General features: G+C 56.8%; 13 protein-coding genes and 2 rRNA genes. 6 read left to right on the top strand and 9 right to left on the bottom strand.

The features are described 5' to 3' along the window. Nucleotides 1-7 precede the first annotated feature (7 nt). Nucleotides 8-1,942: a T9SS type A sorting domain-containing protein gene (locus ASU33_RS00445; RefSeq protein ID WP_059067053.1), complete on the top strand. Its 1,935-nt coding sequence runs from the start codon at nucleotides 8-10 to the stop codon at nucleotides 1,940-1,942. A gap of 78 nt (nucleotides 1,943-2,020) precedes the next feature. Here the strand turns inward: ASU33_RS00445 and ccsA are convergent, their stop codons facing one another. From ccsA to ASU33_RS00410, 7 genes are all read right to left on the bottom strand, one after another. Then, entirely contained in the window at nucleotides 2,021-4,597 is a 2,577-nt protein-coding gene (gene ccsA, locus ASU33_RS00440) for a cytochrome c biogenesis protein CcsA (protein ID WP_059067050.1), read from the bottom strand. Between the two features lie 97 nt (nucleotides 4,598-4,694). Next, nucleotides 4,695-5,120, bottom strand: a complete 426-nt coding sequence (locus tag ASU33_RS00435) for a cytochrome c maturation protein CcmE domain-containing protein (protein ID WP_059067049.1) — start codon at nucleotides 5,118-5,120, stop codon at nucleotides 4,695-4,697. 110 nt (nucleotides 5,121-5,230) lie between these two features. Beyond that, complete coding sequence (locus tag ASU33_RS00430) at nucleotides 5,231-5,476, bottom strand: CcmD family protein (RefSeq protein ID WP_059067047.1); 246 nt, start codon at nucleotides 5,474-5,476, stop codon at nucleotides 5,231-5,233. Further along, nucleotides 5,457-6,128: a cytochrome c biogenesis protein gene (locus tag ASU33_RS00425; RefSeq protein ID WP_059067044.1), complete on the bottom strand. Its 672-nt coding sequence runs from the start codon at nucleotides 6,126-6,128 to the stop codon at nucleotides 5,457-5,459. Before ASU33_RS00425 ends, ASU33_RS00430 begins: the two co-directional genes overlap by 20 nt. Before the next feature lie 14 nt (nucleotides 6,129-6,142). After that, nucleotides 6,143-6,775, bottom strand: a complete 633-nt coding sequence (locus ASU33_RS00420; protein WP_059068261.1) for a heme exporter protein CcmB — start codon at nucleotides 6,773-6,775, stop codon at nucleotides 6,143-6,145. Between the two features lie 296 nt (nucleotides 6,776-7,071). Next, nucleotides 7,072-10,326 (bottom strand): PD40 domain-containing protein, encoded by a 3,255-nt coding sequence (locus ASU33_RS00415; RefSeq protein ID WP_059067042.1) that lies wholly within the window; start codon nucleotides 10,324-10,326, stop codon nucleotides 7,072-7,074. Nucleotides 10,327-10,358: 32 nt separating this feature from the next. Beyond that, on the bottom strand, nucleotides 10,359-11,456 hold the full coding sequence (locus ASU33_RS00410; RefSeq protein WP_059067040.1) for an NAD(P)/FAD-dependent oxidoreductase: 1,098 nt from the start codon (nucleotides 11,454-11,456) through the stop codon (nucleotides 10,359-10,361). A gap of 91 nt (nucleotides 11,457-11,547) precedes the next feature. Here ASU33_RS00410 and ASU33_RS00405 point away from each other — a divergent pair, with 91 nt between their 5' ends. The 5 genes from ASU33_RS00405 to ASU33_RS00385 all read left to right on the top strand — a co-directional run bounded on the left by ASU33_RS00405 (nucleotide 11,548) and on the right by ASU33_RS00385 (nucleotide 19,569). Continuing rightward, entirely contained in the window at nucleotides 11,548-12,186 is a 639-nt protein-coding gene (locus tag ASU33_RS00405; protein ID WP_059067038.1) for an MBL fold metallo-hydrolase, read from the top strand. Between the two features lie 14 nt (nucleotides 12,187-12,200). After that, nucleotides 12,201-12,932, top strand: coding sequence for a CDP-alcohol phosphatidyltransferase family protein (locus tag ASU33_RS00400; protein WP_059067035.1), 732 nt, complete (start codon nucleotides 12,201-12,203; stop codon nucleotides 12,930-12,932). Between the two features lie 126 nt (nucleotides 12,933-13,058). Continuing rightward, entirely contained in the window at nucleotides 13,059-17,033 is a 3,975-nt protein-coding gene (porU, locus tag ASU33_RS00395; protein ID WP_059067034.1) for a type IX secretion system sortase PorU, read from the top strand. Nucleotides 17,034-17,085: 52 nt separating this feature from the next. Next, nucleotides 17,086-18,279: a type IX secretion system outer membrane channel protein PorV gene (porV, locus tag ASU33_RS00390; protein ID WP_059067032.1), complete on the top strand. Its 1,194-nt coding sequence runs from the start codon at nucleotides 17,086-17,088 to the stop codon at nucleotides 18,277-18,279. Between the two features lie 6 nt (nucleotides 18,280-18,285). Further along, entirely contained in the window at nucleotides 18,286-19,569 is a 1,284-nt protein-coding gene (locus ASU33_RS00385) for a M16 family metallopeptidase (RefSeq protein WP_078062748.1), read from the top strand. Between the two features lie 510 nt (nucleotides 19,570-20,079). Here the strand turns inward: ASU33_RS00385 and rrf are convergent. Both rrf and ASU33_RS00375 read right to left on the bottom strand, forming a co-directional pair. After that, a 5S ribosomal RNA gene (gene rrf, locus ASU33_RS00380) occupies nucleotides 20,080-20,191 on the bottom strand. 90 nt (nucleotides 20,192-20,281) lie between these two features. After that, nucleotides 20,282-21,074, bottom strand: a 23S ribosomal RNA gene (locus tag ASU33_RS00375); the annotation flags it as partial.

Raw genomic sequence — 21,074 nt, 5'->3', positions numbered from 1 at the left:
CTTCTTCATGCCTTTTTCAACCAACATCGCCCGCGTTTGCAGCTGGCGCGGTTTAGCGCTGCTAGGTCTGCTTAGCCTATCCGGCATAGCGGCGCAAGCGCAAAGCCTAAACTACACGTCGCTTTTTGCGCAAAACCTAAACGGTACCTACACCGACTTGGGTACCGATGGTACGGTTATACCCACCGCAAATACCGACGACGACAATTCAGCACCTCAAGAGATTGGATTTACTTTCAACTATGCAGGGCAGTCGTTCTCTCAATTTGTACTGAATACGAACGGTTTTATCAAGCTTGGCAATACCGCTCCTTCAGCGCCAAATTTATTTAACTTCTTTACCACAAGCCCGGCTGATGTAAACATCATTTCCGTAGCTGGCGGTATCGATCTACAAGGTGCTGCTAACCAAGCAAGCACCCCAACGGAGTATCGGGTATTTACCACCGGGGCCGCAGGTAGCCGCGTGTGCACGATTCAGTACAAGAATGTATCCGACAAAACTACGACGTCTGGCACAACTACTATTCCTAGCCAGTTTAGTGCCATGCAGTTCCAGATAAAGCTGTACGAAGGCACCAACAACATAGATTTCGTTTACGGCACCTGGACTTCTAGTGGCGTAGCGGCTCCATCGGGTCAGCCCTTTCTCATCGGCTTGAAAGCTAATGCTACTTTGGGCAGCCTACTTGCCTCCAAGACCAGCAGCGCTAACCCATGGAGCACTACTACTTTCGTTGGTGTTACGGGCAACACACTTTCTGCACACTTTGTGCGCAATGTGGCGCCGCCCAACGCCGGTCGGACCTATCGCTTCCGCCCAGCGCCGCCAAATGAAATCGAGGTTCAAGCCATCTACGCCCTTGGAAAGCTGCCTCGAGGGCTAGCAACACCCCACACGGTGCAGGTGGTGGTGCGCAACTCCGGTGGTGCTGCTCAAGCCAACATCCCGGTTACGCTTACTATTTCTGGCGCCACAACCTATAGCAACACGCAGCAGATTGCTTCGCTGCCAATCAACGGCAGCACTGTAGTGTCCTTTCCTGCTTATACGCCAAGCAGCTTAGGCAACAGCACCATCACTGCAACTGTACCGAACGACGATCAACCCCTCAACAACACCAAAACATTTACGCAAACGGTAACCGATAACATATTCGGTGCAGCCGATATCAACGGTCCGGCTGGTGGTGGTGTAGGCGGAAATACGGTTGCTACTGCCACTTCTCCAAACCCCAGAGCTGCGCTGCTCACCAAGTACAATACTAACGCGCCACAAGCGGTAACGGCAGTTCGGGTATATCTCGAAGATCCCAATACCATTGGCCGGACGTTGTACGCAGTTGTACTAGACGCTAACGGTGCTCTGCTGGGTCGCACGCCGGATTATGTAGCTGTTGCGAACGACATATCTGCTCTGAAGACATTTAACCTGCCTACACCCCTGACAATCCCTGCCGGAAACTTCTACGTAGGTCTGGTTCAGGGCTCGGTACCAGTGGGTGGCAGCGCCTATTTCCCAATGGGCACAACTTCAGAAATCCCCACTCGCCCGGGTACTTTCTTTTTCGTTTCGCCATTCGACCCAGCTTCTACTACCGCTTACAACCTCCAGGACACAGCTCCATCGAACTTGGGCGCCTTTATCATCGAGGCGGTTATGAACACCACCACTGGTGTCTCAAAGGTGCTTGACCGCTCCATCAGCGTGTATCCCAACCCCAGCAATGGTAGCTTCTCGCTGGATGTGCGCGGCGCCAATGCCAAGGAAGGCTTGAAGGTAGAGGTGCTTAACTCCCTAGGTCAGCGGGTGTACAGCAGCGCAGCGCGCGACAACTTCGAGAACAAGCTCGAACTTTCGCACTTAGCCGCCGGTATTCACACCCTGAAAGTGACGAAGGGCAGCGAGTACATGGTGCGCAACATCTCCATTCGCCACTAGTATCCGCGAGTTGCATAGCGCTAAAGCAAAAAGACCGGTGGCCAAGTGACCACCGGTCTTTTTGCTTTAGCGCTATCGTTATGCAGCTTGCACCTGTTTCTTGCTTGCTTTGGCAACGGCAGGTGCCGGCTTGGGCTTACGGCCACGCTGATAGATAGCCAAGGCAAAACCAAAGCCCATCAGCAGGGTTCCGCTCCACAGTAGGTTGATGAAAGGTTTCTCCATCGCCTTGAGGATGACATAATCCTTTTGAGTGGTGCTTACGCCGAAGGTGAACTTGCCCTTTTGCGGGTCGATGTTATCCAAGGTGATGCGAAGCCCTAGGTCCTCAATCTCATCGGGCACGCGGCCAACCATGCCACCATTGCGTACCACAAACACTGGGTGTACGTGGTACTGGCGGCCCTTTTCGCCGTACACGATAATGTCGCCCTGCACGGCAATATCGCCCTTACCCAAGCCTAGGCCAGCGGTGTTATGCGCGGGCTCGGCATTTTTGAATACGGCAAAGTAGTCGTTCAGGAACAAGGTGTCATTCATCGATACGGTGAACTCCTTGGCTTCGCTCCAATCCTTTTCCTTAGTCGGATCGGGCACCGACGACACGTGTGAGTAAATGTCGTGGTCCCAGAACAGCTTGATGTCGGGCGACGCTAGCAGGCCACCCATTTCCTCGTTCACCTGCGCACGGGGGAACAGCACAAAATCTTCGCCCGAATCCTTGTGCTTGTACACCACGCGGTAGTACGTGTCTTCGGGACGAATCTCGAGCGTATCGCCGGCTTTGTAGTACGACTTGTCGCCTACTTTGATTTCGCCACGAGCTACGGCTTTGTACTCGTCGTTCATCACCGGGAAGAGCAGCTCTTTGTTCACGTACTCGGGTACGCTGGGCACATCAAAGTACTGCCCGGTGTAGGTGAGTTCGTAGGGGCCCATTTTGGTGGCGTCGTTGCGCCACAAGAGCACGTTGTCGCGGTTGATTTCCTCGGGCATTTCGCGCGAGTACAGCAAACCCGAGGTATTCTTGGAAATGATGTTGGAATAACCTGCCGAAGCCAGAATACCCAACAGCATCAGCGCAACCCCTATGTGCGATACCGCACCGCCGGAAATTCTCACTTTGCGGCGCAGCAACTGCAGCAGCATTCCGAGGTTAGCCAACACTCCGAACAAGCCTGTAGTAAGCAAGGCAATGTAAGGCAGTGTCATCTGGTGGCCATTCTGGCGCACCAACAAAATCACCAGCGCAGCACCCAGCAGCGTGAGCATTGCCGGGATAGTAAACGTATTGCTAACGCTTTCCTTGTCGTTCTTCTGCCACCACATCAGCTGCGCAATGCCCGAAAGCACTGCCACGCCTACGCCCATCCAGAGCTGGATTTTGGTGTAGTGGGCAATTTGATCGGCCGGCAAAGCCAGGTTCGACTTAACGCCGAAGAAGCCTACGAAGGCATTGTATACCGGAATACTGGTAGTAACCAACACCTGGAAGGCACCTAGGCACAATACCGTAGCTCCAATGAACACCCACAGTTCGGGGTTGTACATCGTCAGCTCCTTTTCCGATACCGGAATGCTCTTCCAACGCCATACAAGCATGCCAATGCTCAGCACTACGAAAGCTGCCAAGTAGAGGATAAGCTGGCCCGAGAGGCCTAGGTCGGTGAAGGAGTGTACCGATGCATTGCCCAGTACACCGCTACGCGTGAGGAAGGTGGCGTAGAGTACCAGTAGGAATGTAGCTACTACCAAAGCAAAGGCAGTACGCAAACCAGTGCGGCCACGCTGCCACAACACCAAGGCGTGCAAACCGGCAACCAGCACCAGCCACGGAATGTACACGGCATTCTCAACGGGGTCCCAGTTCCAGTATCCGCCAAAGTTCAGGGTTTCGTAGGCCCAGTAAGCACCCATCATGATGCCAATACCGAGTACGCCACCGCCCCACAGGCTCCACCGGATGGCTGGCTGTACCCACTTCGTCAGTTCGCCCTTCCAGAGGCCGGCAATGGCGTAAGCAAACGGTACCAGCGTCAGGGCAAAGCCCAAGAACAGCGTGGGCGGGTGAATCACCATCCAGTAGTTCTGCAGCAGTGCATTCAAGCCCTTACCATCTTGGGGTACCCAATCAGGGTTAAGCTTGTACACCGGCAGATCGGGCATGAACTCGCGCATCAGAATAAACGGCGACGAGCCAATTTTGAGCGAGCCTACCGTAACGCCCAAAATCATGGACATCAGGAAAAGCTGCACGCCCGCAAACACAGCCATTACGGGTGCCTCCCACTGCCGCGCCATGCGCATCAGGGCTGCACCTAGGAGCACGTGCCAAAAGATCCAGAGCAGGAATGAACCCTCCTGCCCTTCCCAGAAGCAGGATATCATGTAATGCACCGGCAAGTGGTTGCTGGAGTGCGACCAAGCGTAGTAGTACTCGTAGCGGTGGCCGTAAATAATGCCAAATAGCGTTACGATTACGCCAATCACAGCCAGGCTGTGTACAGCAAAGCCGCCACGGCCCAGCTTCAGCCAAGCCGTATCCGCTTCGCCCAGCGCCCGGCCCCGCGCTGCCATATAATATCCTAACGCCGACACTACCGCCGCCACAAAGGCTACGATAACGCTTAAATGTCCCCAGTCGCCGATGCTCATTTCTCTTGGAATGCTGTATCTGAATCCTGAACTAGGAGCGGTTGGCCCAGCGCTGCTTCGGCGCGGGCTCAGCTGGCCAAGTTCAATGGTTGCCGCTTTAGCGCGCGGCGGTAGCGCCTTTCACCTCGTTCTCCACGTACTTCGAGGGGCACTTCAACAGGATCTTATCGGCCACAAACACATCGTTGCGCATGTTGCCGGTAATTACCACCTGCTCCGATTTCTCGAAATCCTGGGGCTTAGGGTTGAAGTAAACCACTTGCTGGTGCACGCGGTTCGTATCGACGAGCACGAAAGTGAAATAGTTAGGATCGAGCGTGGGGTTGTATTGCATGCCCACGATGTTGTTGCCTGCGTCGTGCGGCAGGCGGCCCACTACGTGCACCTTGCGCAGGTCGCCGTCGGCAGCAAGCTCTTTCGCTTCCTTAAACGACACGTACACACTGGCATCACCAGCGGTTGCCATCACAATGCCGATGGCTAGGGCAATAACCACAAGGGCTAATAAATGTGTTTTTTTCATGGTGCTTACCTAGAAAAGCAGCCGGAAAATTGGACCAACTGCTCGGCAGCCAGCCCTCTTTGAACAACCACGAAGGGCGGAAAAAATCCGCACCATCGAAATGATTTTTATCAGTCGCGCAGCTCGCGCTCTAAGCGGCTCACCTTGCGGTCGATCGACAACAAGTAGAGCAGCAAGCCTACCAAAATCACTACAACCACGGCTACCACCACGTAGATCTTGCCATCTTGGCGTAGCTGATCGGCCATTTCGGGCGAGGTGGTTTCTTGCGCGAGTGCGGGCAGTAGTGGCAGCAACACGGCCGACAGGACCAACAGGGCGCGACGGCCTAAGCGGTTAAGCCAATTGTTTTTCATAGAGCTTGTGTTTAACGAAGGTCAGGCGAGCCGACACGTTCGTAATCCAGACGCCGAGGAGCGTCCAGCCAATCACGGCCGGATAAAACACCAACCGCATGTTATTGTCGAGGTCGTACTGGCTGAAGCCAGGGTTGCCACCAGCCCCAGGGTGTAGCGAATCGGTGAGGCGTGGCAAAATGAACAGCAGCGGAATGGCCGCGCAGAAGGCGAAAATGTTGTAGACGGCCGAGATACGGGCCCGCTGTTGCTCATCGACAATGGAGGAGCGCAACACCAGGTAGGCGCCGTAGATCAGCACAGCTACCGCCGCTCCGTTGAGCCGCGGGTCCGACGTCCACCAAGTGCCCCACGTAAAGCGGGCCCACACACTTCCGGTAGCCAAGCCTAGTACCGCCAGCACGATACCGGTGCGGGCCGTTTGGTACGCCCATACATCGAGCCGATCGGAAGGTTTGCGCAGGTACAGTACCGAGTACACTACCGAGGCAAACAGAATGATTGTCATGCCGAACCACATCGGCACGTGGAAGTACAGGTTCCGGATGGTTTCGTTTAGAATGGCCAGCCTGGGCACAGTACCCAGCAAGCCCATCACTACTGAGTAAATCAGCAGTACCACCGTCAGAACTTTCCACCAAGCGTTTCTCATAAGAGCTTAGCGCATTAAGTGCGCCACAAAAACGGGTAGAGTAAATAAGAAACTGCCACCACCAGCAGGCTCAATCCCATGAGCATGTATAAGGGTTGCGGCGAAGCATCGAGGCCGTCGAGTGCGTTTTTGGCGGCTTTGATTAGTTGAAGCAGAATGGGAATGACCACCGGAAAACCCAGCACCGGCATAAGGGTGTTGCTATTAGCCGCTTTGGCCGCAATTCCCGAAATAAGGGTGAGGGATGTAGCAAACCCCACTGCACCCAGAGCAACTACGAGCGTAAAGCGCGGCACATCCTGCACGGGATTGCCGAGTATCAGGGCGTATGCGCCAAATGCCACTAGCCCAAGGCCCAGCAGCAGCAAGGTGTTGTAAGCTATTTTGGCCAGAATAACGGCCTCGGGCCGTGCCAGGGTGTAGTAGTAGAGCAGCCGCCCGCGGCTTTCCTGCAGGAAGCTTTTAGCTACCCCATTGATGGCGGTGAAGAGCAGAATAATCCAAAGCAGCGCATTCCAGGCTGGAGCCGGCAACTGGCCACCGCGCACAAAGCTCAAGTAGCATACGTACACCGTGCTACCCACATATAGCAACATGCCATTGAGGGCTGAGCGCTGCCGCCATTCCAGGCGGAAGTCCTTCTGCATCAGATACCAAATCTCGCGTAACAGCTGCACGGCCGGTCGGTGGGTAAGCGAAAGTGCAAAGATACAACCCAACGCGCGGAAAGGGGTTGGTATAGCCTGAATATGTGAATGACTCGACCGCCTACTTGGGCCAGAATTGGTACTGGACAAAGCACCTCACCCAATTGTGCTACGCTGCTTGAGGCTCCTCTTGTTAGCTGGCCACCCTGCCTGCTGCCAAACCACCTAGGCCCTAAACAACACTGCCCAACCTTGCGGCCGGGCAGTGCATGCTGTTGAGCTAGAGAGAATGTTTACTAGAAATCGTAACCGAGCGTGAAGTAGAACTTCGGCCCGTTTTCCTGACCGTTTTCGCGGCCCCAAGCCACATCGAGCTTGCCATAGAAGCCCAGCAGCGTGGTACGGGCCCCTGCCCCATAACCCACCAAAAAGGGGTTCTGGAAGTTGGTAACGGTGCCCGAGAAGGCGTTGTCGTTGCCGGCGTACGGACGCGTGTTGAAGGAATTGTTGACGTTGAACGGGTTGGAGCCACGGTAAGCCGTGCCCGCATCCACAAAACCTGTCAGCTGTAGGTTGCGGAAGAAGCCGGAGTAAATGGGCTTACGCGAGAAGTACTGAATGATGGGCACACGCAGCTCCGAGTTGAACAGAACGTACTTGGGCCCCGACCGCGTGTTGTAGTTAAAGCCGCGTAGGTTGGTTACAAACTGCTGGTAGAAGAAATCGGTGGGCGAAGCATCAATTTGCGGGCGCACGTCGCGGAAATCGTCGGTGCGGGCATTCAGCCAGTTGTCCATACCACCTAGGCGGAACTGCTTGGGCGAGCTGCCAAAGAATTGCCCATACGAAGCCCGGTTAGCCCATATAATCTGGCGGTGTACTTTCTGGTAGTGCCGCAAGTCAACGTATACCTTGCCGAAGTCGCCGTCGGAGTCGTTGAACTCGCGCAGTTTCATTACACCCACTTTCATGCGCGAACCTTCGAGCATGTTTACGCCGGTGGCTACCGAGTTATCAAACACCAGCTCGCCGCTGCCCCCGTAGTAATGCTCGCGCTGGTCGCCGCGCGAGATGTCGTCGAGGAATGAAATGGTGCTGGCTACGTAGCGCAAATTAGCCCGCACGCTGAGGTTGTGCGTGAGGGGGTACGACACACCGGGCGTAACCTCGTAGCGGCCCATGCGCACTTGCGCGCCGGTTTCCTCGAGCTGCACGTAGTTGCTTTGCTTCTGAAAGCCAATGCTCCAGTCGTAGCGGTGCTTGAGGTTGGTATACTCGGCAAACAGGTTGCTGGTGCGCAAATCGGTAAGCGCAAAAATGCCGGCCCGAATGCGATGATCTTCGAACAGATCCGACATGGAGGCTTGCCCCACCAAACCAATACCTAGGAGCGGATCCGCATAAATCGTCGATACCACATTATCGAGGCTAAAGCGGGTGTCGTAGCGTACCGGGCCCGTGAGGCCTAGGTCGGGAGCAGTGGGTGCGGGCTGCTGGGCAACCGGGGCATTGGTGCGGCGGCGCAACTGAGGCGTATCTTCCTCGAACTGGTAGTCGCTCACATCAACGCCTTGGTTACGAACCGGTTCGGTGGGCTGTGTACTGTTGCCGGAGGTACCAGGCTCGGTAGGCGGTACCGCTTGTTGCTGCTGCGGTTGTGCTTGCGGGCGCGGGCGGGCTGCCGCGGCCGAACGATCCTCCAGGATTTCCTGGCGAGCTGTTTTGCTCAGCTTCAGGTTTTGTGGCAGTTCGTACTTAGGATAGGCATACACGAAGTCGCGGGCACGATCAGCAGCCACAAACCCCAGCGCACCGCTGGTGGCGTTGTAATCGAAGCTCTTGAGGTTGTTAAGGAAGCTTGTGGCTGGCGTACGCTCGCGTGTAGCAAGGTTGTAGCGGTACACGCTCCGGACGCCGCTCTCCTCGCTTAGGTACAGCAGCTCGTTTTCCGATAGCACCCTAGGCCGGCTTTCGTTGGAGATGGTAGCTACCAGCCCTTCGATGCGCTGGGCATTGCCATCGAGGCGGTACCGGAATAAGTCGTAGTTGTTTACGACGGCATTGAAAGAGCCTTTGGCGGTGCCAGCCGAATCGAGCCACCGGTTGGAGCTGAACACAAGCGAGTTGCCATCGGGCATAAACACGGGCTGCACATCATCGAACACGTCGTTGGTGAGGCGCTCGGGCTGGCGGCTGCCGGCGCGCAACAAATACAAATCGGCTTGGCCGTTGCGGGTACCGCTAAATGCCAGCGCCTTGCCATCGGGCGAGTAGGCCATGCTGTGCACCTGCGAGTACGGGTTGAGCACCGACGAGCCTTTGTCGCCGAAGGGCAGTGCCTCCTTGAGGCGAGCAAAAATGCCCACCGCACCGCCGTCGGCGGAGCGCAACCGCAACGACATCAAGCCTCTAACTTCTTCGGCAATGGCCAGTTGGCTGTTGTTGCGCCAAGCCAGCACGGGCATACGACGGTCTATTTCCTGGTCGGGCGTTTTATATCCGCCGTTGTATACCACATGGCGCCCCGAGCCATCTACATTCGATACACTGACCCGGTAGCGGCCGCGGTCGGTTTCGGTGTAAGCCAGCAGTTTGCCGTTGGGGCTGATAACTGGCTCGCTGAAGCTGAGGTTACGCTTGTTGCGGTGCATTACCTGCCGCTGTTCGTCGGGCAGGGTATAAGCAGTTTCGGGCTGGGCGTTCAGCTGGCGGTAGTAGCCCAGCCAATCGCGCAAGAACTGGCGGTACGGCACGTTCAGCGACGAACTGATGCCCGTTTCCACGTCGCGCGTAATGCGCGTTAGGTTCAGAATGTTCTGAATGCTGGTGTAGCCGTAGCGCTCGGCAATGTAGTTCCACACGCTCTGGCCAGCCAGCTCGGGGTTGCGCACAAAAAACTGCGCAGCTTTGTCCTTGTCGACTTTCTGCGTCATGTCGCGCATGTAGTCGTCCATCTCCACGCTCCAGCCCTCGGCCGCGTAGGCCGAGGCGCCCGACACAAACCAATCCGGTAGCTGCAGCAGGTAGCTGCTCTGGATTACCTCCTTCAGCGAGCCGCCGTACATCATGTCGTTCAGCAGCACTTTGGTAATCTGGTAACTTAGGTCGCGCTTAAACAGGGTTTGCTGGCCCTGGAAAGCCAGCTGCACCTTGGTCATGCGCAGCAGAGAGGTTTCGCCGCCCGTCTGGTACTTATCGGCATTGAGGCCCACATTGCTCTGGCGCAGGTCGCCTACTGAGTTGTAGAGCATGAGGGTGGTTTTCGAGTACGGGTAGTACCCGATGAGGGCCGTGATGCGCTGCAGTTCCTGCTCGGCATACTCGGCCGCCCGGCGCGCCATAGCCTCGCCACCGCCGTAGTAGTACACGTTGAAGTTGGCCGTGCTGAGCAGTTGCCACTCAAACTGCTTGTACTGAATGCGGGTACGGCCAAAGCTTTCCTGCGCCGTTTGCCCTACTGCCGCTCCGGCCGGAGCCAGCAGCGCCAGCCACAAGGCCGGCAGGCTTACCCCCCAACGCAGGCGGGGCGATAGATTGGACAGGTGCATCATAGAAGCCGCGTATAGGCTGGAGGAGAGGTAACTCAGGCGGGCGACGCCGTTGCCGAAGCAGCAGCAGTATACAACGCCTGATAACGTATAATATTGACTTCTGGCCAAAGCTCTTTTTCGAATTCTAAGGCATCGGCCAGTACTTGCGCCAAACGCGGAGCCAGCAGCACGCCTTTTGAACCTAGGCCATTGAAAACCACCAGTGCCGGATGCACCGGATGCTTACCCAACAAGGGCTTACGGTCGCGCACCGTGGGGCGCACGCCCACCCGCTGCCCTACCACGGCAAAAGGTACCGTGGTCAGCTCGTGCAGGCGCTGCGTAAGCTCGGCCCGCGCCTCGGCCGTGGGCTGCAGCTCGAAGGGCGGCCAGCGGTAGGTAGCCCCTACGCGCACTTGCCCGTTGCCCAACGGCACCACGTAGGCTCCGCGGTTGAGCACGTAGCCGGTGGGCAGTTCGGGCGCTTCCACATCGAGCACTTCGCCTTGGTTAGGCGTAACGGGCAGCCAGCTAAACCACGGATTGTGTACCACCGTGGCGCCTTCGCAGAACACCACATAGCGGGCCCGTAACTCGCGGCCGTAACTCACGCCTAGCTCGTCGGGAACAAGCAGCTCCGGCACAAAAGTTTCGGTGCGCAACCAGCCCTGTTCGCGCCCTTGGGTACATAGGGCATCGAGCAGCGCCGTGGTATCAACCCAACCGCCGTGCTTTAGTTGCAAGCCCCCAAACGGGTGTTGCAGACCGGGCACATTGGGCAGACCTAGGGCCGGGTCGGCCACGTAGTCGCCCCAAGGCTGATCGGCCGAGCGGCTCAGCACGTCATTCTGTTCGCGCACCGACGAAAACAGCTTCAGAATGGGCATTTCGTAGAAGAAGCGGCGCCCGAATTCAGCCTCCAAAGCTTGGTAAAACTGCTGCGCAGCGGGCAGCAAATCATCGATGCGCCAAGCCAGCGCAAACCGTTTGCCGGCTACGGGGTTGATGAGCCCAGCCGCCACGCGCGTAGCCGAGTTGGGCTGGTGTTCATCAAGTACTACTACGCGCAAACCACGGCGGCGCAGTTCCCACCCGAGGGTGACACCGGCTATACCGTGGCCTATAATCAGGTAATCGGCTTGCTCTTGCATTCCTAGCAAAATACGCACTTTCCGTTGCTGATTGCGTAACTTACCCTCCCTTTGTATGCCGCTCACCTAGGGCTGGCCTTTTCCTGACTGCATGACTGTTTCGGGCTTTACGTTCAACGCCTTCTCCGAAAACACTTACCTGCTGCACGATGCCTCCGGCGCCTGCGCCATCGTCGACCCCGGCTGCTACGACCGCGCCGAACAGCAGGCCCTCCGCCAATTTATCGACGACCAAGGCCTGCGGGTAGAGCTGCTGCTGAACACGCACTGCCACATCGACCACGTATTTGGCAACCAGTTTGTGCTCGACACCTGGCCCGGCACGCCCTTTCTCATTCACGAAGCCGATTTGGCCACCCTGCGCGCCGTGCCCACTTACGCGCCGGTGTACGGATTTCCGCACTACAATCCTGCCGAGCCCACGGGTTTCGTACAACCAAGCGAGCCGCTGAAGTTTGGCGAAACCGAGTTGGAGGTGCGGTTTGCTCCCGGTCATGCTCCTGGCCACGTGGTGTTCTACCACGCCCCTAGCAAAGCAGTTATTGGTGGCGATGTGCTGTTTCAGAGCAGCATCGGGCGCACCGATTTGCCCGGCGGCGACTTCGATACGCTGATCCGCAGCATCCGCGAGCAGCTGTTCACCTTGCCCGACGACGTAACGGTGTACCCCGGCCACGGCCCCGCCACTACCATTGGCGTAGAGCGCCGCACCAATCCCTTCCTGCGCTAGGCCCTAGGCTGATTATGGCAATCAAAAAACATATTCCGAACGCACTTACCTGCGTCAATCTGCTGTGCGGTTGCGTAGCGCTGAGCATCATCCTAGGTACCAAAACCACCGCGTTTCAGCAGGCCTCCGATTGGCAAGAGCTGATGCCAGCTGCCGTGCTTATCGGCATTGCCGCCATTGCCGACTTCTTTGACGGCTTGGTGGCGCGGGCACTGAGAGTGTCTTCTCCCATCGGCAAAGACCTTGACTCGCTGGCCGACATGGTTTCGTTCGGCGTGGTGCCTGGCGCGTTTCTGTTCAAGCTGCTGCAACATGCTACCGCGGGGTCCAATTCCTCGCTGGCTTACTTGGCTTTTACCGTCAGCATTTTCTCGGCACTACGCCTAGCCAAATTCAACAACGACACGCGCCAGTCCGACTCGTTTATCGGCCTGCCCACGCCGGCGTGCACCATCCTGGTTACGTCGTTACCCGTCATTCTGCTCAACGATCAGTTTGGTGTTAGTGGCATTATCCTCAACCCGTGGGTGCTGCTGGCACTTACGTTTGCGCTTTCGGGTTTGCTGGTTGCCGAGTTACCGTTGTTTGCACTTAAATTCAAGAACTTAACATGGCAAGACAATTCGCTGCGTTTCGTGTTCTTGATTATGACCGTGGCGCTGCTAGTCCTCCTGCAAGCGTCGGCGGTTCCGCTCATCATTTTGCTGTACGTGCTGCTCTCAGTGGTTCGGCCATCGTACGGATAGTACCCGCACAATATTTTGGGCGGGTGGCAGTTGTAGCTGCAACTATCCTGTTAGCCTAGCGCCAACTTATCACACCTAGGCCGCGCTGCTTGCCGCTGCCCCGCTTCATTAGCCGCTCTACCGTTCATGCGCTTTTTTACCTCGCTTCTCATCCTTGCAATCTTGGGTTGGCCGTGGGCTGCTCTGGCGCAGGCTCCGACTCAGCAGGTACAGCTAACGTGGCGCGGACAAGGAGTAGCCTTTCCGCAAGGTGGCCAGGGTGTGCGGGTACCCACCTTCGTCAACGCCGTGTTTGAAACTGGGCAACGCGTGCCCAGCCTGCACTTGCGCCTAGGTGGCTACATAACCGAGGTGCAGCTGCAAGCCACGCAGTACGCCCCCTTTACGACACAGGAAGCCGCCGCTTTTGGTAATGCTACCATTGGGGCAGTGCCGCAAGTGCAACTGCGCTATGGCACCGAAAACCGCCTGCCCGTTACGGTAGCCTCCTTGGTTCCGTTGCGCCGCAATCCGCAGAGCGGGCAGCTCGAAAAGCTGGTTTCGTTTGAGTATTCCTACCGCACCGGCAGCAACCCGGCGCAAGCACGTACTAATCGTACCTACGCCACCAACTCAGTGCTGCGCCAAGGCGAGTGGTTTAAGATTGGCGTGGCCAGCACCAGTTTGGGTAATGGCAACGTGTTCAAGCTCGACAAGGCGTTTTTACGCAACCTAGGGCTACCCGTACAATCGCTCGACCCCAAGCGCTTGCAGCTGTACGGCCATGGGCTGGGCATGCTGCCGCAAGCCAACAGCGCCGCCCGTCCCGACGACCTCGAGGAAAACGCCATCTACTTCGCCGACAACGGCAGCAATAATGCTTCCTTCGACGACGACGAATACTTTCTCTTCTACTCGCCTGGCCCCCACACCTGGGAGTTGAGCGGTGGGCGCTTTCGGCACCGGCTTAACATTTACACCGACACCGCTTATTACTTCCTGACGGTAGGCAGCAACCTTGGTAAGCGCGTGGCCCCGGCTCCGGCCGTAACCGGCACTTCCTCGGCCGAAATCCGCGAGTACACCGACCACTTCTTCTACGAGCGCGACATCATCAACTTGCTGAAATCGGGCCGGCAGTGGTTGGGCGAAACGTTCAGCAGCAATACGGGCCTGCAGAAGGAGTTTACGTTCTCGGGCATCTCTGATCTGGTAGCGGGCAGCCCTTTGCTCATTACCTCATCGGCAGCTGCTTCGGCGCTGCCGCCGGGCGGCACTACCTCTTTCAACCTAGCGCTCAACGGCAGTAACCTAGGTACGCAGGTAATCCGAAACCTAAGTTGCAACCCGGGCACTGCCTTCTGCTACCAAGAGGCCGCCAACACCGAGGTGAGTACCTACACCACCAGCGCCCCCGCCGGGCCCGATTTGCGTATCGGACTCACGTATGCAGGCACGGCGGCTGATCTGTCGGCCTCCGGCTACCTCGATTACCTGGAGGTACAAGCGCGTCGTCAGCTACGCCTAGGCAATGCACCGCTGTTGTTCCGCTCGCTCGAAAATAACGCAACTGGCGCCGTAAGCACCTTTGTACTCCAGAATGCCGGCAACGCTTTGCTGTGGGATGTAACCGAGTCTCGCACTCCGCAGACCGTTGCTCATGCTGCAGGTCGCTTTCTGGCACGCACCAACCAAGTGCGTGAGTACGCAGCCTTTAACCTCAGCGGCAATTTCGATACCCCACGGGCTTTTGGCCGGGTGGCAAACCAAAACCTACACGCCGTCGGCGCCACCTCGCCCGTCGATCTGGCCATCATCACGCACCCGTTATTTGTGGCCGAGGCCGAACGCTTGGCGGCCCACCGCCGCACGCACGACGGCCTCCGCACTGCGGTGGTAACCACCAACCAGATCTACAACGAGTTTAGCTCGGGCGGGCAGGATGTTACCGCCATCCGCGATTTCGTGAAGATGCTGTACGACCGCCGGGGCGGTACCCCAGGCTTGTACGTGCTGCTGTTTGGCGATGCTTCCTACGACTACAAAGCCGATGCGAGCAATGCAGCTAGTCAGTTACCAGCTTGGTGGAAGGATCGACAGATTAAGGATGCCGACAACCAAAACTTGGTGCCCACCTACGAGGCTGTTGAATCGTTTGCCAAAGTATCGCCACGCTACAATGGGCAAGGCGTATCCTACTGCTCCGACGATTACTACGCCTTCCTCGACGACAACGAAGGCGCTTGGCCCGAAGATGGCTCGGCAGGCTCGCAGCTAATGGATGCTGCCGTGGGGCGCTTACCCGTGCGCTTCACCAGCAAGCAAGCCAATGCATCGGCAATGGCTGCGGCAGTAGTGCGCAAGCTCATCGAGTACGACCAAGCACCGGCGCAAGGCAAATGGCGCAACCGCCTGACGTTTGTAGCCGACGACGGCGACAACAATCTGCACCTCCACAACTCTGAGGATACCGCCAACCCGCTCGCAAGCACCCAGCCGGGCTTTCAAGTGAACAAGGTGTACCTCGATATGTACCCGCAGGTAAGCACTGCTGATGGGCAACGTTCGCCGGCGGCAAGCACTGCCTTGGATGCTGCCATTGAGCAAGGGAGCTTAATTGTAAGCTATGCAGGCCACGGTGGCCCTACGGCGTGGGCCGATGAAAAGCTGATTACCGAAGCCTCGGTGCAGCAGCTGCAAAACCGGCAGCGTCTCACGTTTATGTTCACCGGCACGTGCGATTTTGCTCAGTACGACGACCCTAGCCTTACCTCCGCGGGCGAGCAGATGCTCACCGACACGCCCAACGGCGCTATTGGCCTGCTTACCACTACTCGCTTGGTGTACGCCCAGAACAACCAAGCCTTGGCCAATGCTTTCTACCGGCACCTGTTGCAGCGCAGCACCACTACGGGCCGTTGGCCGCGCCTAGGTGACGCGGTAGTCTTTGGCAAAAACAACGATTTTGAGGACGTATACAACCGCAACTTCTCCCTGCTCGGCGACCCATCCATGCGGTTGGCTATGCCTAATCTGGTAGCCCGTGCTACCCGCCTCAGCGACGCTGACGATCCGGCTCGCACGCCACTCGATACCGTGCGGGCTATGCAGCGCGTGCGCTTAGAAGGCGAGGTAGTTAGCTCGGTGGGTAATGCCCTGCAAACCGATTTCAATGGGAAAGCACAAGTAACGGTTTACGAAAAAGCTGATTCGGTACGTACGCTGGGCAATCAGAACCCGGCTACCGTCGTTGCAGTACAGCGCAATGTGGTGTACGATGGACAAGCCACCGTGCGCAACGGCCGTTTTACAGTGCAATTTGTAGTTCCAAAGGATATCAACTACCGATTCGGGTTGGGTAAGATCAGTTTGTATGCTTCCGACTCGACGCGTAATACCGATGCCCACGGGGCCAACCCGCGCATTATCGTCGGCGGCGCCTCCAAAACCGGGCTCAACGATACTATCCCGCCTACAATCCGATTGGCCATGGATACGGAATCGTTCGCGTTCGGCGGGCTTACCCGCCCCAACACTACGCTGCTGGCTACGTTAAGCGACTCCAGCGGAATTAATACCGCTGGTACGGGCATTGGCCACGAGCTTACGGCTACGCTTGATAACGACCCTAGCAAGGTTACTATCCTGAACGAGTACTACACCGCCGATCTGAACAAGTTTACAAGCGGCCGGGTACGTTACCTGTTCAAAAGCCTAACGGCTGGGCCGCACGTACTGCGCGTAAAAGCTTGGGACAACTTCAATAACTCGGGTGAAAAGGAAGTTGAGTTCATTGTAGCACGCGACGAAAAGCTGGCGCTCGATCATATTCTGAACTACCCTAACCCTTTTGCCACTCACACCGCTTTTCACTTCGACCACAACCGCCCGGGCGAGGATCTCGACGTGCAAGTGCAGATTTTCACCGTTTCGGGCAAACTCGTACGTACCCTCTCCGCGTATGTGCCCGCAAGCGAGTCGCATGTCAAATCCATAACCTGGAACGGCCGCGACGAATACAACGACCAACTTGCGCGTGGCGTGTACGTGTACCGCCTCAGCGTACGCACCTCACGCGATGCACCTGTAAGCAAATACGAGAAGCTGGTACTTCTTAACTGAGCTGCTGCCTGCTTTTTTCTACCTTCCGCTTTTCCGAACCTTTTCTCTGCATATGCCCTCTCCGAAGTCGACGGCCGTGCGTTTGCTGTTGCCAGCCCTGCTTGGCACAGCTGGCGCCGCGCAGGCCCAACAAGAAGCCAACACCATTACCACGGCGGTTCCGTTCATCACCATTAGCCCCGATGCGCGCTCAGCAGCCCTAGGTGATGCTGGTGCCGCCACTTCGCCCGATGCCAATGCACCGTTCCACAACGCAGGTAAGCTGGGCTTTTTGCGCAACCCTTATGGCGCATCGGCCTCGTATTCGCCGTGGCTGCGCAACGTAACCGATGACATGAGCATTTCGGCTCTATCGGGTTACAAAAAGCTGGGCGAGCGTTCGGCTCTGGCTGCTTCGCTCACCTACTTTGATCTAGGTTCGATCGACTTTCGGAGCAGCACCAACCAACCCGAGGGCACCTTTAACCCGAAGGAATACTCTGTAAGCCTCACCTATGGGCAAAAGCTCAGCGAATACCTAGGCGTGGGCGTCACCACGCGCTACATTCGCTCCAACCTCACCGGCAGTCAGATTGCTGATAGCCGCCCTGGCAATGCGTTTGCCGTTGACCTAGGCGCCTACTACTCGCGCGATGTCACTATTGGTGCAGGCGACTACAATCTGGCTTTCGGCGCAGCAGTCTCCAACATCGGCAACAAAATCACATACACGCGTGCCGACCAAGCCGACTTCTTACCCACGAACCTGAAGCTGGGTACCGCTATTACGCGTGAGCTGGATGCCTTCAACAAGATTACGCTAACAGTAGATGCCAATAAGCTACTCGTACCTACCCCCTACTACATCGACGGGGTTGATTCTTCCGATCCGGCTATTGTGGCTGAGAACGACCGTATTGCTCGCAAATCCATCGTAAGCGGCATCCTAGGCTCGTTCAGCGACGCGCCAGGCGGTGGCAGTGAGGAGCTGAAGGAAATCAACTTGTCAGCTGGTGCCGAATACTGGTACAACGACTTGCTGGCGGCGCGCGTAGGCTACTTCTACGAAAACCCGAAAAAGGGCGACCGGCAGTACTTGTGCTTGGGCCTAGGTCTGCGCTATCAGGTATTTGGCGTAGATGCAGCTTACTTAGTTCCTAACTCCCGAGCCAATCCGCTGGCTAACACCATCCGGGTTTCGCTCCACTTCAACTTTGGTAATGCAAGCGACGGTGGCGCCACTTCAGGCGATTCGTCCTTAAACTAACTGTCGATGTTAAATCGTCAAATTGCACCTCCGACCCGGCCAATTGGCCGGGTCGATTTGCCTACGGCCAATGTTATTCAGATACCCAACGGCGCCCGATTGCACGTGCTTGCGCACAATGCGCAACCGGTAGTTCGCCTGCAAGTCGTGCTGCCGGCTGGCCGCTGGTTCGACCCATCTCCGGGTGTGTCGCTACTTACAGCCCGCACGTTGCTAGATGGTACTCATACCCGTACTGCTCGCCAGATAGCTGACGAGGTAGCTTTTTACGGAGCCTCCTTGGAATGCGACCAAGGCTTCGACCGCGCTACGCTCACGCTCTACTGCCTGTCTCGGCACTTAGAAAAGCTGCTGCCCTTGGTGCATGATGTACTGGTAAACGCAATCTTTCCCGACAAAGACGTTGAATTGCTTAAGACTCGCACCGTTCAGAACATACGCGTAGAGCGACAGAAGACTAGTTACCTAGCTTCAGAACGGTTTTCTCGCAACCTGTTCGGATCTGCACACCCTTACGGCAGGGTGTTCAATGAAGAAGCATTTCTGGCCCTCTCTGCGAATGACGCGCGCATTTTACACCGCAAAACTTATAACCTGAGCAAAGCCGAGGTGTTCCTTTGCGGCGAGGTTGATGATAGCCATACAAAACTGTTGCTAGAGCTATTAGGTAGCTCAGCAGCTGTAAATACTGAACAGGACCAGCAAACCGAACATGCAGAGCTTACCGCCGCGCAAGAAGACTACGTACCTGTGGAAGGTAGCTTGCAAGCGTCTCTCAGACTAGGTCGTGTTTGGCCAGCTCCTACTCATGCCGACACTCACAAACTGCAGTTCCTTATTAAAGTTCTAGGTGGTTACTTTGGCTCCCGCCTAATGAAGAATATCAGGGAGGATAAAGGCTTCACTTATGGTATCCACGCAAGTATCAGTCATCGGGAGCACAGAAGTAATTTGATAATTGGCTCCGATGTCAACGCTGAAAATGCACAGGCAGCAATCCGTGAGATACATATTGAAATGCGTAAGCTGCAAGAAGAAGCTATACCGGGAGAAGAACTAGAGACAGTTCGCAGCTACATTTTGGGAAAATTCCTAAACGAACTCGGTACTATTTTCGAGCAGGTTGACAAATACAAAACCCGTGTATTACTAGGATTGCCAGCTGACTTTCACGGGCGGTTCGTAGCAGATGTGGAAGCGGTAACCGCGGCCGAGCTGCAAGAGCTAGCTCAAGCGTATCTAGCTCCAGATACGCTAACCCAAGCCGTAGCTGGGCCACCACATAATTAAGCTCAGCAAACTGAGTTCTAACGGAATTTATTAGCTCATCAACAGCAATGCAAAAGCCCCGCGCTGTGTACAGCGCGGGGCTTTTGCATTGCTGTTTCAGTGAATACCGCAGTATAACCTGCTTGTAGCACCACGCCAGTTCCAGTTCCGTTGCGGGGTGCGACCTGGCTTAACGGGTAAGTCAACTGGGGTAGCGAAGATTTTCGGAACTGCCCTTTGGCAGAAGGCTGCCGCCACCAAGCTCGGACGCCCGCAGCCAGCACGCATGCGCGCGATGGCTCAGGCAAAAAATCCTGAAAGCACAGCCTCACGGGCCAGTAAGGCCGAGCACGGCGCTACGCAACCCCAAGAAGGCGGAATGAATACGATCAACAGTTCCCCACACAACGAACGCGCTGCCCCCGCTTGGTGCCCCGGGGCGGGGGCGGTGGGGCGGTACAAACAGCCGAGGCCCCGCCGCGGCGGTTCCTGGAGGGCAGGAACCCGCGGGGGGCCTCGGGCAAGGGACAAGGTTGGCGGCGACCGACTCTCCCGCCGGCGAAGGCAGTACCATGGGCGCTCCGGGGCTTAACGGCTCTGTTCGGAATGGGAAGAGGTGAACACCCGGGCTAAAGCCACCATTGTCGTAGCGGACATCCCGGCTGGTGAAGCGGCGGGCGCCGTGGGCTTGTGACGCACGGCCAGCAAACGCAGCGGAAAAATTACGAGGCGGTATTCGGAAGCGTTCGGTTCATTAGTACCGCTCGGCTGGCCGTCTCCGGCTTAAGACCTGCGGCCTATCGACGTGGTGATCTACCACGGACCTTCTTGAACGGAATGCTCATCTTCAGGTGAGTTTCGCACTTAGATGCTTTCAGCGCTTATCTCGACCCAGCGTAGCTACCCAGCGCTGCACCTGGCGGCACAACTGGTACACCAGCGGCTGGTCCAACCCGGTCCTCTCGTACTAAGGTCAGGTCCTGTCAACATTCCAACGCCCGCCACAGATAGGGACCGAACTGTCTCACGACGTTCTGAACCCAGCTCGCGTGCCACTTTAATCGGCGAACAGCCGAACCCTTGGGACCTTCTCCAGCCCCAGGACGTGACGAGCCGACATCGAGGTGCCAAACCTCCCCGTCGATATGAGCTCTTGGGGGAGATCAGCCTGTTATCCCCGGCGTACCTTTTATCCTTTGAGCGATGGCCCTTCCATGCGGAACCACCGGATCACTATATCCGTCTTTCGACCCTGCTCGGCCTGTACGCCTCACAGTCAAGCCCGCTTCTGCTATTGCGCTCTGCATCCGGTTACCAAGCGGATTGAGCGGACCTTTGAAAGCCTCCGATACACTTTTGGAGGCGACCACCCCAGTCAAACTACCCACCAGACACTGTTTCCCGTCGTCCGAGATTAGGCCCCAAGCAACGCAAGGGTGGTATTTCAACGTCGGCTCCCCGAGACCTAGCGGCCCCGGTTCAACGCCTCCCACCTATGCTACACATGCGGTGCCCAGGGTCAATGT

This window comes from Solirubrum puertoriconensis (genome assembly GCF_001483135.1).
Lineage (GTDB): Bacteria > Bacteroidota > Bacteroidia > Cytophagales > Hymenobacteraceae > Solirubrum > Solirubrum puertoriconensis.
This window is presented reverse-complemented; position numbering and strand designations above follow the sequence as displayed.

What these genes read in the sequence shown, in the direction of transcription:
- ASU33_RS00445 (WP_059067053.1), top strand. Translation starts at nt 8, where the DNA reads ATGCCTTTTTCAACCAACATCGCCCGCGTTTGCAGCTGGCGCGGTTTA.
- ccsA (WP_059067050.1), bottom strand. Translation starts at nt 4,597, where the DNA reads ATGAGCATCGGCGACTGGGGACATTTAAGCGTTATCGTAGCCTTTGTG.
- ASU33_RS00435 (WP_059067049.1), bottom strand. Translation starts at nt 5,120, where the DNA reads ATGAAAAAAACACATTTATTAGCCCTTGTGGTTATTGCCCTAGCCATC.
- ASU33_RS00430 (WP_059067047.1), bottom strand. Translation starts at nt 5,476, where the DNA reads ATGAAAAACAATTGGCTTAACCGCTTAGGCCGTCGCGCCCTGTTGGTC.
- ASU33_RS00425 (WP_059067044.1), bottom strand. Translation starts at nt 6,128, where the DNA reads ATGAGAAACGCTTGGTGGAAAGTTCTGACGGTGGTACTGCTGATTTAC.
- ASU33_RS00420 (WP_059068261.1), bottom strand. Translation starts at nt 6,775, where the DNA reads ATGCAGAAGGACTTCCGCCTGGAATGGCGGCAGCGCTCAGCCCTCAAT.
- ASU33_RS00415 (WP_059067042.1), bottom strand. Translation starts at nt 10,326, where the DNA reads ATGATGCACCTGTCCAATCTATCGCCCCGCCTGCGTTGGGGGGTAAGC.
- ASU33_RS00410 (WP_059067040.1), bottom strand. Translation starts at nt 11,456, where the DNA reads ATGCAAGAGCAAGCCGATTACCTGATTATAGGCCACGGTATAGCCGGT.
- ASU33_RS00405 (WP_059067038.1), top strand. Translation starts at nt 11,548, where the DNA reads ATGACTGTTTCGGGCTTTACGTTCAACGCCTTCTCCGAAAACACTTAC.
- ASU33_RS00400 (WP_059067035.1), top strand. Translation starts at nt 12,201, where the DNA reads ATGGCAATCAAAAAACATATTCCGAACGCACTTACCTGCGTCAATCTG.
- porU (WP_059067034.1), top strand. Translation starts at nt 13,059, where the DNA reads ATGCGCTTTTTTACCTCGCTTCTCATCCTTGCAATCTTGGGTTGGCCG.
- porV (WP_059067032.1), top strand. Translation starts at nt 17,086, where the DNA reads ATGCCCTCTCCGAAGTCGACGGCCGTGCGTTTGCTGTTGCCAGCCCTG.
- ASU33_RS00385 (WP_078062748.1), top strand. Translation starts at nt 18,286, where the DNA reads ATGTTAAATCGTCAAATTGCACCTCCGACCCGGCCAATTGGCCGGGTC.